Genomic DNA, 15216 nt, shown 5'->3' with positions numbered 1-15216 from the left:
TGTTATTCTCTTAATGTTCCTTGAAATTTTTGTGAGATGGCAGCAACTAAATCTTTACTGAACGAATTTAAATCAGTATCAGATAACGTCCGATCATCTGCTTGTAGCTCTATTTTAACCGCTATAGATTTTTTACCTTCAGGTAATTTATCACCGCTATAAATATCAAATAATATAACTGATTTGATAAGCTTTTTATTAAAATTATTTATATATGCTATTATTTCACCGACTCTATGATCTTGACCAACAATAAATGCGTAATCTCTAACATTAGCTTGGAAATCCGATACTGCAAATTCGTCTCTTTTACCAAATTTAGCTTTTATCAACGGCAAATTCGTAATATTTAGCTCGAATGCAAATATTTCCTGATTAATATCGTAATATTTCAAGATTTTAGGGTGTATCTGCCCAAAATGACCTAATAAATTTTTACCAAGCCCTATATTTACTGCTCTAGTTGGATGATAATATTGTGGCAATGCTGTCCAATTTGTTGCTATACATTTATCTATAGATAGTCCTGCATAATCAGCTACCAACTCTAAATCGCCTTTAAGATCAAAAACATCATAGCCTCGTCCAAGCGAATGAGGGTTTTTATTATTATATGAACCGCTTATAATTGCCGTCAAATAAGTTGCTTCCGTATTTAAATCTATAAAACTTGGTCCAACTTCAAAAAAAGCCATATCTTTTATAGAGCGTGCTAGATTTTTACTTACTATACTTAACAAATTCGGCAGTATAGTAGGACGCATATAATTTTCTCCTATGCTAATAGGATTAAGCAAAAATAACTCTTCTTTTAATTCAGCAAACAACTTTGCATCTTCACTACTCATAAAAGAGTTAGTTACTACCTCATCATAACCTTTACTTGCTAATATCCTTTTAAAACTAGATATTCTTTTATGCTCTCTTAGCTTATTATTATCTTGGTCTAGTTCAGGTAATTTTATACTCTCTATTTTATCATAGCCGTAAATACGAGCGATTTCTTCAGCTATATCTTCTAAAATAGTTATATCGTGACGCCAAGAAGGAGCTATTACCTTTATAATATCACCTTTAACATCCGTAATAAATCCTAGTTTATGTAATATGGCTTCTATCGCTTTGATATTTAGTTTAATTCCTGTAATTTTTTCTAAATAACATGCTGAAAAATCTAAAGGTTTTTTTTGTGACTCTTTTTCACCGACTTTCACTACTTCCGATACTTCACAGTTTCCGCATATTGACAAAATAAGATTAGTTGCTATATCCAAAGCCTTTTCCGTAAAATTTCTATCGATATTACGCTCATTACGATATCTAGCATCCGTATCAATTTGGAACCTTCGCCCGCTAGCTGCAACCATTTTAGCATTAAAACAAGCAGCCTCGAGTATTATATTAGTCGTACTATCAGTACAACTACTATCAGCCCCGCCAATGACACCGGCCAGACCTTGAATACCGCTTTCATCTTTTATAACTAAATCATTTTCTGTAAGTAAATATTCTTTGCCGTTTAGGGCGTGGCATTTAGCTAAGTCATTGCGAGGCTGCAAAGCAGCCGTGGCAATCTCATTTTGTTGTCCTGAGATTGCTTCGTCGCTACGCTTCTCGCAATGACGTGCTACAGTAATTCCCCCTTTTATCCTATCTGCATCGTAAGCATGCATCGGCTGCCCAAAGCTATAGGAAATATAATTTGTTACATCCACTAAACTTGAAATAGTTTTTACCCCAACATTTTTTAATAATTTCCGTAACCAATCAGGGCTTGGTTTATTTTTTAAATTTCTTATCTCTCTAAAAGTAAATAACGGACAGGCTTCCTTATCTTGCACGTTAAGCTTCATTTTAGAAATAAATGTACTCTTTATTGCCGAAATTTCTAGCTCTTTAAGTATGCCTATTCCTTTAGCTGCTAAATCTCTTGCGATGCCGTAAACTCCAAGTGCATCACCACGATTAGGAGTAACATTAATAACAAATATAGGATCATCTAAACCGTAATATTTAGTAAAATTCTCTCCAACTACGGCATCTTCAGATAGCTCTATAATCCCTTCAGACTCTGAAGCTAGCAGTAATTCCTCTTCAGAGCAAAGCATACCACAGCTTTTTTCGCCTCTAATCACAGATTCCTTAATCTTAAATTTACCGTTTGGTATTTCTATTCCGATATTTGCAAGTACTACTTTTATACCTGCTCTTGCATTACGCGCACCACAAACTATTTGCAACATACCGCTTTTAGTCTCAACATCACAAAGCTTTAATTTATCAGCTGACGGGTGAGGTTTAATATTTGTAATATATGCTACTTCAAACTTTTGTAATTCCGCTGCTTTATCTATCACCTCTTCCACTTCAAGGCCAATAGCTGTTAGGGCTTCGGCAATTTCAGTAACTGAAGCCGATGTCTCTAAAAATTGTTTTAACCATGATAACGTAAATTTCATTTCGTAAGCCCGCCTGCTAAATTCGGTATATCAAAGCTCCCAAAATTATAATGTTTAAGCCAACGCATATCTCCTTCAAAAAATTGTCTTAAATCTTTGATATTATATTTTAACATTGCAAAACGCTCTACTCCAAGCCCAAAAGCAAAACCTTGATACTCACTGCTATCGATACCAACATTTTTAAGCACATTTGGATGAACCATCCCGCAACCAAGGACCTCAAGCCATTTATCGTTTTTATTCATCCGAATATCAACTTCGGCAGAAGGTTCGGTAAATGGGAAAAAGCTGGGTCTAAAACGTAATTCAATATTAGAATTTTCAAAAAAGCTTTTTATAAATGTCGTGATAACATATTTTAAATGTCCCATATTGATATTTTTATCCATAACAAGCCCTTCTATTTGGTGGAACATTGGCGTATGCGTCATATCCGAATCCGATCTATAAGTCCTACCCGGTGCTATAAACCTAAAAGGCGGTTTGCCGTTTTTCATAGCTCTAATCTGCACTGTTGAGGTATGAGTACGTAATAACAGCGGCTTATTATTTTCCTGACTTTTCAAATAAAAAGTATCATGCATTTGCCTTGCGGGATGATCATCTTCAAAATTGAGAGCGGTAAAATTATGAAAATCATTCTCGATATTCGGTCCGTTTTCTATAGTAAAACCAAACTGCGAAAATACTTGTATTAACTCCTCACTACATTGTGTTATTGGATGAATAGAACCTTGTTTATATCTCCGTGCAGGGATTGTTAAATCAATTTTATCGGCAGCAAGTTTAAAATTTAGTTCCTGCTCCTCTAAAATTTCTGCTTTTGCTTTTATTATATTCTGTATTTTATCTTTTAATTTATTGATTTTTAAGCCAAATTCTTTACGTTCCTGTTCATTTAAACTACCTAATTTTTTAAGCTCACCGGTCACTATACCGTTCTTGCCTAAAAATTCTACTTTATATTCTTGCAGAGCTTTTAAGTTTTGTACTAATAAGATTTTGTCCTCAGCAAGCCTTAATATTGTTCCTATATTTTCCATGATTGTTTTTTTTTGTTTTTGATTTTTTATTGTACGGTAGAACGTCATTGCGAGCGGGCATTGTTGCGTGAACCTGTTTATCCGTCATTGCAAAGAAATCGCATAGCAATTGATGAAGCAATCCAGTTCAAAATTCTGTAAATCAGAATTTTTTTAATTATTTTCTGGATTGCCGCGTCACCTACGGCTCCTCGCAATGACGACCTTCAGTATCTACGCAACAATACCTCCCTGCAATGACGTTAAACCAACATACACTTCATATAATTCTCTTCTATCGCCACCAACTTCGCTTTAAATATCTGCCCTATTTCTAAAGGTTTATCTAGCTTTACCGGAATAAAATTTTCGGTATGGGCAATATTATTATTCTCTACTAATAACTCCACTTTCTGTCCTATATGTTTTTTAAAGAATTCGGTCAACTGGTTTTGCCCTTCTTGCCTTAAAATTGCTGCCCTTTCTTTTCTTATATTTTTAGGTACTTGTGGCATACGTGCTGCAGGCGTTCCTTCTCTTTCCGAATAAGGAAAAACATGTAAATATTGTAATTCCGCTTCTGAAATTAATTTTCTTGTATTTTCAAACATTTCAGGGGTTTCAGTCGGGAAACCAGCTATAATATCCGCACCAAAAGATACTTCCGGTCTTATTGCCCGCAGTTTCCGACAAAACTCTATTACGTTTGCTCTATTATGACGTCTTTTCATACGTTTTAATATCATATCATCACCTGCTTGCAAGCTAATATGAAAATGCGGCATTATCCTTTCACTATAAGCTATAAGCTCAAAAAGTTCATCATCTATTTCTGCAACATCTATTGAAGATAATCTAAGCCTCTTTAATTCAGGGACTAAATTCAACACTCGTTTAATCATTTGTGCAAATGTTGGACTTCCTGGCAAATCACTACCATAAGCCGTGACATCGACACCGGTAAAAACTACTTCTTTAAAGCCGTTTAATACCAAATGCTTGACCTGCTCTGCTATAGCTCCTATTGCTACTGATCTACTTTTTCCTCTACCATAAGGGATAATACAGAAAGTACAAAAATGATCACAACCGTTTTGTACCTGAATAAAAGCACGAGACTTACAGTCAAAGCTACTTACTAAATGACTTGCCGTCTCTTTCACCGACATTATATCGTTAACTGTTATTTTTGCATCGGTAATTTGGTAGTAATTAGGTAATAACTTCTCTTCATTACCTATAACTTTGTCAACTTCCGGCATATTACCGTACATTTGCGGACTTGTTTGAGCACTACAGCCGGTAACAATAATTTTTAAATCAGGATTATTTTTTTTAGCCTTGCGTATAGCTTGTCTTGCTTGTTTCTCAGCTGCTTTAGTTACCGCACAAGTATTGAATATTGCTACATTATCGATACCCGACAATTCCAAGTTTTTTCGTATTATCTCACTTTCGTAAATATTAAGTCTACAGCCAAATGTTACTACGTTTTGTCTTAAATTATTGCTCACAATAATATTCCCCACGTGCTACAAGCGTAGCTGCCCCTTGCATTATTATATTACCGTTTTCTTCTTTCATAGTAAGGTTACCGTGCTTAAAGACTATAGTACTTGGTGAATGGATAAAACCGTGCTTTAAACCGGCAGCAAAACTACCACAAGCTCCGCTTCCGCAAGCAAGCGTTAACCCTACCCCCCGCTCCCAAACGGATAAATAGATTTTATTATCTTTTACTTCAGCAAAATTAACGTTTACCCCATCTGCGAATAATTCCTTAGCCTGCAATCTTTCACCAACAATTTTTTGATCTTGAGGTTCTAACTTACTAAAAATAACTACATGCGGATTACCTATATCAACGCAAATAGTTTCCTTTAAATCAATCATATAACGCTCTGCAAATTCCCAAACTTTATCACGACTTGGCATCCAAGCTTCATTAAAACTCACGCTTCCTACATTAACGCTAATATTATTTTCATCATTGACATTACATAGCAATTTTTTATTGCCTACCATTACGGTAATATCCTGCTTTCCCGTATCAAGATAAATTAACTTGGCTAAACATCTTGTAGCATTACCGCATAATTTAGCACTAGAGCCGTCTATGTTATATATAATCATTTCATAAAAATCATTATGCTCTTCATAAAGAATAAACTGATCGCAACCGATACCTGTATGACGCTCAGCCATATTTTTTGCTAACTGCGATAAATCATATGAACTTGATAAATCTCGTTTGTTAACAATAACAAAATCATTACCGAGACCATGCATTTTTACAAAATTAATTTTACTAATCATAATGTTTTATATATTAGGAAATTGTATTATAGCAAATTTCTTGGAATTTGCTATAATGAAGTGATGGTATATAAAAATATAGACTATTATGCTAATTTCACGTTTCTTAGACCCTAAAAATAACTATGCATTTTTAAAAATTTTCGGTACAGAAAAAAATAAGGATATACTTATTCATTTTCTAAATAACATTTTAGGTTATACGGGAAAAGAAGTAATTACCGAAGTTACTTTTTTAAAAAAAATCTAAGGTTCTGACATCGCTACTTATAGACAATCTATAGTTGATGTATTATGTAGAGATAAATACGGTACTCAATTTATTGTAGAGATGCAGGTTAGCAAACATCCAGGTTTTGAAAAACGAACTCAGCTTTATATAGCAAAGGCCTATTCAAGAAAAATAATAAACAAAGATGAAGATCATAAAAAAAATAGCAGTATATGCAAAACTTCGAGGAGTAATATTCTTAGCTATTGCCGATTTTATTTTATTGCCCGATAAAAAAGATTGGAGATCAAATCATAGATTACTTGATACTAAAACTTATGAGAACGACCTACAAGATTTGTATTTTATCTTTTTAGAGCTTGAGAAATTTAATAAAGAATTAGATCAATTAGAGAACCTTCAAGAAAAAATGGGCATATTTCTTTAAACATGCACATGAAAGCACTCTAGAAGAAATGGAGAATTTGATAGATCATGATTTTATTATTAAAAAAGCTTTTTATGCTTTGGATCAAGCTAGTTGGTCTGAAAAAGAGTTAAATACTTATGAAAAAATGATAAAAACCAAAATGGATCATCTAGCCGTAGAAGAGCAGAAAATTATGGATGCTGAAGCTAAAGGGGCAGCCAGAGGGGAAGCAAAACAAAAAATTTCTATAGCTAAAAAAATGTTAGAAAATAAACCTTTAGATAAAATTATAGATTTTACCGGTTTAACAGAAAAAGAAATCGAGCAATTATAAGTAATGAAGATCCTTAATATTATGCTAAGTCGTGACCTTGGCGGCATTCAACAAGCATTTTTAGATTATAGCACTGCTTTAGAGATGCAAAAAATTGAGGTTATAAATATCACTTCTTACAAGGCAAAAATAAATTCCTTTCTTCTATACAAACAAAGCTTAAAACTACCTAATATAGTACCGTTTGATTTACTCTCGGTACTTATTTTTAAGTATATAATTCATAAGACTAAACCCGATATAATTATAGCACACGGTAATAGAGCAATAAATTTTAGTAAATTGGCTAAATCACAAAATATAAAATTAATCGGTATCGCTCATAATTATAGTTTAAAAGGACTACGTAAATGTGATTTTGTTATTGCCTTGACGCATCATATGAAAGCATTTTTATTAAAAAATCACTTTGCCGCATCTAGGATATGCATCCTACCGAATATGATAAATATTGCTAAAGACTTTATTCCAAATAAAACATATAGAAAACCTGTCGTAATTGGTGTACTAGCAAGATTTGTAGCTAAGAAAGGTGTTGATGTTTTTATTAAAGCTATCAAAATTTTAAAAGAAAAAAAATATGATCTTCATGCAGTTATAGGTGGAAGCGGCGAGGAAAAAGATAATTTAATTGCTTTAGCACATAAACTTAATTTACAAGATCAAATATCATTTACGGGATGGGTTCACGATAGAGATAAATTCTTTAAACAAATAGATATTTTTTGCTTACCGTCTCTTCATGAACCGTTTGGCATTATAGTGCTTGAAGCAATGGAGGCAAGCATGCCTATCGTTAGTACAGATACTGAAGGACCTGCAGCAATCTTAAACGACATGCAAGACGGGCTTATTTGTAAAGCCGGCTCTGCTGAAGATTTAGCAGCAAAAATTGTCTATCTAATAGAGAACCCTATAAAAGCACAAGAATTTTCTAAAAACGCCTACCTTACTCTCAAACAAAATTATGAAATTAAAGTTGTTTCTGAAAAGTTACAGCATATTTTAGAAAGCTTCATATAAGATGAATTTAAGGGTGAGCCTACACAGCTTATAAAAATACGTGAACACAAGCGAATCCTGCAAAATGCACTTATATAAAGCTTTCTAAAATATGCTATAGCAACATTATTACGTAATTATAAAAATAGTTAGTTGAAAAAATAATAGTCTATATTGACATAACGGTTTAAAGATTCATAATTAATATTAAGTAATATGAATTTATTTTAATGAACCTAATCGATGAACTTCATATGCCGATTTTGCATTTACTTAAAATATATTCTAGTTTTATCGATTTCATCATTTCTTCTATGTGGTTGTAATGCAAAACACGATAATATTCCCCCTAAACTCTCATTACCTACTACTTGGAATAAATTATTCTCTAGAACAAAATAATAATGCATCCTCCAAGTAGTGACTGCAATTTAACGATCCGGTGTTAAATAACCTAATCGAAGAATCTTTAACCGGTAACTCCGATATTGAGCTGACAATGAGTAATGTGCTAGCAGCGCAAGCACAGCTTAACCTTATTAATTCTTATAGATTTCCACAAATCAATTTACAAGGCGGAGCAAATCAAACAAAAAACAGTAAAGAAACAAAAGCACCGAATGAACCGAAATTCTCTAATAATTTGGGGCTAGCAAGCGTGCTTAATTACGAGCTGGATTTATAGAGGCAGCCGCCAACGCTAGCGAATCAGCTCAAAAAACTTTCCTTGCAAGTGAGTATAGCAAGGCAGCGGTACGTTTATCAGTTATAAGTAACGTCACTATAAGTTACTTTAATCTTTTAGTATTAGACAAACAAATCTATCTAACTAAAAAGCTAATTGAGGCTCAAACGGAAATTTATAAATTAAATCAGAAATTATATAATCTTGGCGTAGGTGATTTAATATCGGTTAGTGAAGCTGCTTCCGACCTTGCACTTACTAAGTTATCATTGCCGCCTTTAAAACAACAAAGACATGAGCAGGAAACCGCTTTAAAAATTTTAGTAGGTAGAATTCCTGAAAATATAGTAAACGGCTTAATTTATCGTAATAAACCAATAGATTACTTCCCTGCTCTACCGGTATTACCTAAAATATTACCATCAGAGCTTTTAGAGCAAAGACCGGATATTAAAACAGCAGAGCAGAATTTACTAGCAGCAGATGTAAACTTAAAAACAATAAAAGCTACTTATTTTCCACAAATTTCTTTAACAGGCTTATTAGGATACGGTAGCAATAAACTTAATACTCTGTTTACTAACTCAGCTGAGACTTGGCAGGTAGGCGGCAACATAGCAGGACCTATTTGTGATTTTGGCAAATAACAATGCTTAAAACAATAATGCGGAATTTGATATTGATAACATTACTAGTACTAAATAGTAATATTAGTGGTTTGGTTAATAAAACATCATAATAAAAGCAGTAAACAAATCACTATAGCAGCTCCGGTTGAGGTAACACAAGTTATCAGAAAAGACGTATCTGATGTGATAGAACTTGCAGGAGTAGCTGAAACTGACCAAAGTGCCGATATTCAATCTCAAGTTACGGGCCAAAAATATTAAGTGTAAATTTTGATGACGGACAAGAAGTAAAAACAGGTAATTGATTATATGAAATCGATTCTCGTCCTTTTCAAAATCAATTACAGCAAGCACAAGCAAATTTACTCAGTAGATACTTATAACCTTGAAGATGCTATAAAAGAAGAGGCAAGATATCATGCTTTATACGAGGAAAAAGCCGTTTCGAAAGAGCAGTATTTACAGATGCTAACTAATATGAATATGCTTAGGGTCACCGTGGAACGCGATAAAGCAATTATTGCAGACGCTAATTTACAAATCGAGTATTCAAAAATAGTACCTCCTTTTGATGGTAAACTTAGTGCGAGTAATGTGGATATAGGTGATTTAGTATCGCCGGATTTTGTGCGTCTAGTAACTATCAATACTAGCTCGCCTATTTATGTCAGCTTCTCCGTACCTGAAAAATATCTCGATCATATTAATAAATCTCAAAAATCTAATGATTTAGCTTTGACGGTTAGAACCGTAAGCGACTAAGAAATTAAAGACGGTGAGATCGTTTTTGTCGATAATTCGATTGATCCAAATAGCGGCACTATCAAAGTTAAAGCAACATTACCTAACCAAAACGAAATATTATGTGGCCGGGACAGTGTGTTCGTGTATCCCTGATTTACATCGAACAAGAGGCTTTAATAGTTCAGTCTAAAACCATGCAAACTAACGATCAAGGTCCTTATATATTTGTTGTCGATCAAGATAATAAAGCCGTGGTCAAAAATATAGATATAGTGTTTTCTAATGATGATTTTATTGTTATTAAAAGCGGTATAGATGGGGGAGAAACGGTAATCACCAACGGGCAGCTACGATTATCTAACGAAGCAGAGGTGAGTGTTAGGGAGGAGTAGTATCAAATCGTCATTGTGAGGAAATTACAAAGTAATTGACGAGAAGCAATATTAGGAGTTTGTCATTATTTCATGACATTGCCACGCTTCTTACAGTCGCTCGCAATGACGATATGTATGACAGAAAAAATCCATAAAACAGGAAAAAATAATTGGGTATTTCAGAAATATTTATTAAGCGTCCGGTTCTTGCTACTTTATTCATGGCAACTATTTTGCTGTTTGGAGCATTCGGCTATAGGATATGACCGGTAAGCGTTTTACCTGACATCAACTGCCCGACTATTCCGGTTTCAGTAAGCTTGCCTGGAGCTGCCCCTACTACTATGGCATCTTCAGTTGCATTACCGCTTGAAAAGCAATGATCGACGATATCAGATATTGACTCGATGAGTTCGGTTAATAGTAACAGTACTACTCAAATTACTTTGCAGTTTAATTTAGACCGAAATATAGATGCAGCGGCACAAGACATACAAGCAACTACCGAACGACTTACCTACCCTGCCCTCATATTGTAAAGTAAATCCTGCCGACGCACCTATATTTTATTTATCTTTAACCTCTGAGACTCTTCCCCTTATATACCGTGGACTATTACGCCGAAACAATTATGGCTGAGCGTTTATCTATGCTGCCGGGGGTGTTACACAGATACAAGTTTACGGCTCACAGCAATATGCAGTGCGTATGCAGATTGACCCTGTTAAAATGGCAGCAAATAATATAGGGCTTGACCAAGTATCAAACATTATCAGCTCTGCTAACGTTAATTTACCGACCGGAGCTTTATACGGTACAGATATCTACTCAAGCATTAGCACCCCTGGGCAATTACAAAATGTTAAAGAATATAATGAGTTAATATTAACTTATAAAAACGGTAATCCGCTTTTTCTTAAAAATATTGGGAAAGCCATTGATAGCGTAGCTAATAATAAAATAGCCGCTTGGTATAGGGATAAGCCGGGGGTAATACTTGCTATTCAAAAACAACCGGATACTACTAAATACTATTGAAATAGTCGACTCTATAAAAGAAGTATTGCCGTTGCTTCGCAGGCAAATCCCTGAGGGCATTAATATTAATATCATGTTTGATAGGTCAATTTCTATATCAGAGAATCGGTAAATGATGCCAATTTTACTATGCTACTACGCTTTATTTAATACTCGTAGTGATTGCTATATTTCGCTTTCTACATAACTTACGGTCCGTGATTATTCCGACTATTGCCCTTCCTTTATCAGTTGTCGTTACTTTTGCCTTTATATATCTATTCGGTTATAGCATCGATAATATGTCTTTAATGGCTCTAACGCTTGCGATGGGTTTTGTCGTGGATGATGCAATAGTAGTGCTTGAAAATATCACACGACATATGGCAAAAGGCGAGAGTAAAATAGCAGGATGTATTAACGGTACTAAAGAAATAGGATTTACTATCATCTCAAGGACTTTATCCCTAATGAATTCATCCCAATATTATTTATGAGCGAAATTTTAGTGAAGCTACTGCACGAACTTACCGTTGTTATTACTACCGCTATTTTGCTTTCGGGAGTTATCTCGATAACCGTAACTCCTATGTTATGTAATGTGTTTTTGAGGGATCGTCATTGCGAGGAACGTAGTGACGAAGCACTCTCAGGGCAACCAACCGAGATTGCCACGGCGTCTTTGACGCCTCGCAATGACGACCTACCACTAACCGCAAAAGCCTTTGAATATGTCAAACAAAAATATGGTAGCAGTCTAAAAACAGTAGTAGAGCATTCAAAAACTACTATAAGGCCTTATTCCTATACGGAACAAATCTTAGTTTTTACCGACGCCGCTCAAACTATTTCTTTTGATACGATGGTGCAAGAACAGCAACAAGTAAGTGATGTATTACTTAAAAATCCTAATATAGATTCATTTTTTTCTGCAGTAGGTGTTTCAGGTAGAAACTCTGCCGTAAATCAGGGTACGATTTTGATTAGCTTAAAACCTCGTGACCAAAGAATAGGAGCTGAAGCCGTTATAGATCAGTTACGTTCAAAACTAAATCATTTAGTAGGTTTAAGGGTATATATCCAGAACGTACCTACTATTACGATCGACGGACCAGCAACCAAAAGTCAATATCAATATACTATGCAAGAACTCGATCAAGATGTACTATTTAGCTTTGCACCGAAATTAAAGGACAAGCTCGCACGACTACTGCCAGGTTTTATTAACGTAACTTCGGATTTACAAATAGCACAGCCATAAACTTTAGTGCAGATTGATAGATATAAGGCTGCAAAACTCGGTATATCAGTCGAGCACGTCCAAAATATCTTATATACAGCTTACGGTGCTGAGCAGATTTCCACATTATATACCCCAACAGCTCAATATGATGTTATTTTAGAGCTAGATCCTAAATATCAAACAGATTCGTCAATGTTATCTCTAGTCAATATTAACTCCGCAAGCGGCAATTTAGTACCGCTAACTACCATTGCTAAAATTGTTAACACTGTTGGCCCGCTTAGTATTTCACATTTCGGGCCATTACCTTCAGTTATGGTATCATTTAACCTGCAAGATGGATATTCAATTAGTGATGCCGTTCCAAAAGTTAATCAAGCAATAAGAGAGTTACAAATGCCGGCTACGATTACGGGAAGCTTCCAAGTAACAGTTCAGGCATGTCAGTTGTCTTTTTCCGATCTTGGCTTATTGCGTGGACTTGCCGTTATAGTTATTTACATCATCCTTGGCATGTTATATGAAAGTTTTGTGCATCCTATAACTATACTTTTAGGACTACCTACCGCTATATTGGAAGCATTACTCACTCTACTAATATTTAATAGCGAACTTGATATGTACGGATTTGTCGGACTTATAATGTTAATCGGTATAGTGAAGAAAAACGCTATCATGATTATCGATTTTGCCTTAGAACTTAAGAGAACTGGCAATAAATCTTCGGCATGAAGCAATTTATGAAGCATGTATTAATACGATTCAGACCGATTATGATGACTACCCTAGCTGCCTTAATGAGAACTATACCTATTGCGCTTGGAGTCGGAGCAACAAGAACAGAGAGAAGATCACTAGGGTCTGCAGTAGTGGGAGGTTTACTCACACATTGCAATTACTTACTCTTTATACATCACACCGATAATTTGCCTATATTTAGACACAGCTAAGAAATGGTTAAAGCATAGCAATTATAAAGCTGAAATTAGAAACTATCCGGAATTAAATTGGAAATCTTAATGTGGTTGTATGGCGCGAGAAACTCGTTCGGCATTATACCGTGGCTTGACCACGATATCCAGAAAATAACTAAAAATACTAATAATATTAGTATTTTTGACTAGCTCCCATGGACAAGCTACGGCTTGACAGTGGTATCAAGCGTGTTCAGTATTCGGCATCGTTTTCTCTTCTCCAACAACCGTAATTTCATCACTATCATAATTAAATGTGTCTGTTGTAGAAGGAGTAGACGGTACAGGCGATGTGCTTACTAACTCAGAAGACTTTTGATCTAAATAATCTCTTACTTCTCGTTTACCAAGCAATTCCATAGCATCATTTTTATTACTTTCTTTTATTTATATATACTTCAGGAATATATGCCTTAATATATTCCATATCAGATGCGTTTTTTAATAAATAAGGTGATACAAACTCTAGTATGTCCTTACTGCTTCTTTTATAATGAGTAAGCAACACAAATACCGTAGTCATTTAATAAATTCTTGTGTCTTGTCTGTTGAATGTTGTTTTGCAGATTCCACAGTTCTTAAAGCATATAATATCTGTTCTCGTGTTGCTTGAATAGAAACATCATCTGATGAAGCCATACAGTAAGCTTTTTCAAGCTCTTGATCTTTAAAAATGTAATTTTTTTGTTAATTCTTTTATTTCAGTAACAATAGGGTTTTGAAGACCTTTTATAAAGATAAGACTAGCAGTACTTGCTGAAAGTTTACTTTTCATAATATACCTATTAATAAATTTAACATATTTCTATATTCAAATATTAATTTTTATTAATAAATAATAAACCTATTGGTAGTGATAAATATATCATATCAGAGATTGCTTTATATATCTAAAGACTGGAGATTTCTGCTTTTAGCTAAGAATAGGCTTATTATATCGAACAAGCATTACTGTCGTTATCATCATCTTCAAGGATAAATTTTTGCTTTACCTTAGAATTGTTATTATACGGCTTACTATTTTTTACCGGTGGATAATTTACAGGCTCATAATTTGTAACGGGCGGGGCATAATTTTGATTTACTACAGCATTTGGACAAGTATATTTTGATATATCACGCTTAGTTTCTCTAAGCATGGCTTTTATCTGATTTAATTCCTCTTGTATCTTTTTTTCTTTATCGCTATCGTCTTTTCTAACCTTTTTATTCGCTCTACTTAAAGTCATATCATCATCGGATTCAGCAAAACCGGCTTCTGCTTTTTGCCTTGCTATATCCCTTTTAATCATCTTAAGATACATTTCACGATTTCTCTTTACAGGATCGATGCTTTCTCCTCTTAAAGGACTATCACTATCATAGTCATCATCGTTATCATAATCAAGATTATCTTCTACTATATTCTTTTTAGCCAAAGTAATATATTTATTATTATATACAGGTTTTCTCTTGCCGCCTTTAGCACCTTTGCTATCAACCAATCTGTTATTTGCTGATCTTTGAAAATAGCTTCTAAAATTATCTGTACAAGCTGAAAGTAAAAACATTCCTAAAAATAATATTATAATTTTTTTTAACATATATTTATATTATTCCAAAACTTTTATTAGACTTCCTGTACAACTTAGCTAATAAGGAGGAATTTGTAGAAGACACGGAACGCAGCACCGCAGCGTACGCTTTGGTACGTGAGGATACGAGTACCGGATCGACGCACAAATTACCCTTAGAAGCAAGTTATGCAGAAAGTCTAATATGATTAATGCCACA

General features: G+C 34.3%; 19 protein-coding genes and 5 pseudogenes. 17 read left to right on the top strand and 7 right to left on the bottom strand.

The genetic code is table 11. The annotated features are described in order from the left end of the window. Nucleotides 1-2: 2 nt before the first annotated feature. From pheT to dapF, 4 genes are all read right to left on the bottom strand, one after another. Nucleotides 3-2459, bottom strand: coding sequence for a phenylalanine--tRNA ligase subunit beta (gene pheT, locus BTU51_RS03345; protein WP_012150775.1), 2457 nt, complete (start codon nt 2457-2459; stop codon nt 3-5). Next, complete coding sequence (gene pheS / locus BTU51_RS03340; protein ID WP_012150774.1) at nt 2456-3505, bottom strand: phenylalanine--tRNA ligase subunit alpha; 1050 nt, start codon at nt 3503-3505, stop codon at nt 2456-2458. Before pheS ends, pheT begins: the two co-directional genes overlap by 4 nt. Before the next feature lie 242 nt (nt 3506-3747). Further along, entirely contained in the window at nt 3748-5013 is a 1266-nt protein-coding gene (mtaB, locus tag BTU51_RS03335) for a tRNA (N(6)-L-threonylcarbamoyladenosine(37)-C(2))-methylthiotransferase MtaB (protein ID WP_012150773.1), read from the bottom strand. Beyond that, the gene (gene dapF / locus BTU51_RS03330; RefSeq protein WP_012150772.1) at nt 4988-5800 is read right to left on the bottom strand and encodes a diaminopimelate epimerase; all 813 of its coding nucleotides are present in this window, start codon (nt 5798-5800) and stop codon (nt 4988-4990) included. Before dapF ends, mtaB begins: the two co-directional genes overlap by 26 nt. Before the next feature lie 88 nt (nt 5801-5888). On the opposite strand from dapF, the pseudogene BTU51_RS09945 reads away from it, so the two are divergent. From BTU51_RS09945 to BTU51_RS10160, 17 genes and pseudogenes are all read left to right on the top strand, one after another. Further along, nucleotides 5889-6305 (top strand): annotated as a pseudogene (locus BTU51_RS09945) (PD-(D/E)XK nuclease family transposase). Further along, nucleotides 6217-6459 (top strand): PD-(D/E)XK nuclease family transposase, encoded by a 243-nt coding sequence (locus tag BTU51_RS09940; RefSeq protein WP_014362337.1) that lies wholly within the window; start codon nt 6217-6219, stop codon nt 6457-6459. Before BTU51_RS09945 ends, BTU51_RS09940 begins: the two are co-directional and overlap by 89 nt. 28 nt (nt 6460-6487) lie before the next feature. Next, nucleotides 6488-6775, top strand: a complete 288-nt coding sequence (locus tag BTU51_RS09935) for a hypothetical protein (protein WP_012262372.1) — start codon at nt 6488-6490, stop codon at nt 6773-6775. A 3-nt stretch (nt 6776-6778) separates the two neighbouring features. Continuing rightward, the gene (locus tag BTU51_RS03310) at nt 6779-7798 is read left to right on the top strand and encodes a glycosyltransferase family 4 protein (protein ID WP_012150770.1); all 1020 of its coding nucleotides are present in this window, start codon (nt 6779-6781) and stop codon (nt 7796-7798) included. Between the two features lie 421 nt (nt 7799-8219). Continuing rightward, nucleotides 8220-8462, top strand: a complete 243-nt coding sequence (locus tag BTU51_RS09710) for a TolC family protein (protein ID WP_041472473.1) — start codon at nt 8220-8222, stop codon at nt 8460-8462. Beyond that, nucleotides 8459-8731 (top strand): annotated as a pseudogene (locus tag BTU51_RS09705) (TolC family protein); the annotation flags it as partial. The gene BTU51_RS09710 and the pseudogene BTU51_RS09705, both read left to right, overlap by 4 nt. Continuing rightward, nucleotides 8732-9109: a TolC family protein gene (locus tag BTU51_RS07810; protein ID WP_041472334.1), complete on the top strand. Its 378-nt coding sequence runs from the start codon at nt 8732-8734 to the stop codon at nt 9107-9109. It begins immediately after the preceding pseudogene. 66 nt (nt 9110-9175) lie between these two features. After that, a complete protein-coding gene (locus BTU51_RS03290; RefSeq protein ID WP_012150769.1) occupies nt 9176-9352 on the top strand; it encodes a hypothetical protein in 177 nt (58 codons plus the stop codon). Between the two features lie 48 nt (nt 9353-9400). After that, nucleotides 9401-9853, top strand: a complete 453-nt coding sequence (locus BTU51_RS03285) for an efflux RND transporter periplasmic adaptor subunit (protein WP_230453752.1) — start codon at nt 9401-9403, stop codon at nt 9851-9853. A gap of 101 nt (nt 9854-9954) precedes the next feature. Then, nucleotides 9955-10227 carry an efflux RND transporter periplasmic adaptor subunit gene (locus tag BTU51_RS03280; protein WP_155105200.1) on the top strand — a complete coding sequence of 91 codons (273 nt, stop codon included), beginning with the start codon at nt 9955-9957 and terminating at the stop codon, nt 10225-10227. A gap of 260 nt (nt 10228-10487) precedes the next feature. Next, nucleotides 10488-10592, top strand: a pseudogene (locus tag BTU51_RS10165) (efflux RND transporter permease subunit); the annotation flags it as partial. Between the two features lie 24 nt (nt 10593-10616). Then, nucleotides 10617-10748 carry an acriflavin resistance protein gene (locus tag BTU51_RS03270; RefSeq protein WP_012262369.1) on the top strand — a complete coding sequence of 44 codons (132 nt, stop codon included), beginning with the start codon at nt 10617-10619 and terminating at the stop codon, nt 10746-10748. Nucleotides 10749-10917: 169 nt separating this feature from the next. Then, on the top strand, nt 10918-11247 hold the full coding sequence (locus BTU51_RS03265; RefSeq protein WP_012150768.1) for an efflux RND transporter permease subunit: 330 nt from the start codon (nt 10918-10920) through the stop codon (nt 11245-11247). A gap of 197 nt (nt 11248-11444) precedes the next feature. Continuing rightward, on the top strand, nt 11445-11723 hold the full coding sequence (locus BTU51_RS09700; RefSeq protein WP_014362656.1) for an efflux RND transporter permease subunit: 279 nt from the start codon (nt 11445-11447) through the stop codon (nt 11721-11723). Beyond that, nucleotides 11720-13201: pseudogene (locus BTU51_RS09200) on the top strand (efflux RND transporter permease subunit). Before BTU51_RS09700 ends, BTU51_RS09200 begins: the two are co-directional and overlap by 4 nt. Then, complete coding sequence (locus BTU51_RS09695) at nt 13198-13419, top strand: efflux RND transporter permease subunit (RefSeq protein ID WP_012262364.1); 222 nt, start codon at nt 13198-13200, stop codon at nt 13417-13419. The pseudogene BTU51_RS09200 and the gene BTU51_RS09695 overlap by 4 nt, the downstream one beginning before the upstream one ends. A gap of 69 nt (nt 13420-13488) precedes the next feature. Beyond that, nucleotides 13489-13590 (top strand): annotated as a pseudogene (locus BTU51_RS10160) (permease); the annotation flags it as partial. Nucleotides 13591-13626: 36 nt separating this feature from the next. On the opposite strand, the gene BTU51_RS08540 reads toward BTU51_RS10160, so the two are convergent. The 3 genes from BTU51_RS08540 to BTU51_RS03235 all read right to left on the bottom strand — a co-directional run bounded on the left by BTU51_RS08540 (nt 13627) and on the right by BTU51_RS03235 (nt 15026). Further along, nucleotides 13627-13803 carry a hypothetical protein gene (locus tag BTU51_RS08540; RefSeq protein ID WP_012150763.1) on the bottom strand — a complete coding sequence of 59 codons (177 nt, stop codon included), beginning with the start codon at nt 13801-13803 and terminating at the stop codon, nt 13627-13629. A gap of 13 nt (nt 13804-13816) precedes the next feature. Next, nucleotides 13817-13966, bottom strand: coding sequence for a hypothetical protein (locus BTU51_RS08535; protein WP_012150762.1), 150 nt, complete (start codon nt 13964-13966; stop codon nt 13817-13819). 409 nt (nt 13967-14375) lie between these two features. Further along, complete coding sequence (locus BTU51_RS03235; RefSeq protein WP_012262363.1) at nt 14376-15026, bottom strand: hypothetical protein; 651 nt, start codon at nt 15024-15026, stop codon at nt 14376-14378. Nucleotides 15027-15216: the final 190 nt, after the last annotated feature.

Origin of the sequence: Rickettsia rickettsii, assembly GCF_001951015.1 — a bacterium.
Taxonomy (GTDB): domain Bacteria; phylum Pseudomonadota; class Alphaproteobacteria; order Rickettsiales; family Rickettsiaceae; genus Rickettsia; species Rickettsia rickettsii.
The sequence above is the reverse complement of the archived record's forward strand: the minus strand, read 5'-3'. Positions and strand labels throughout refer to the sequence as shown.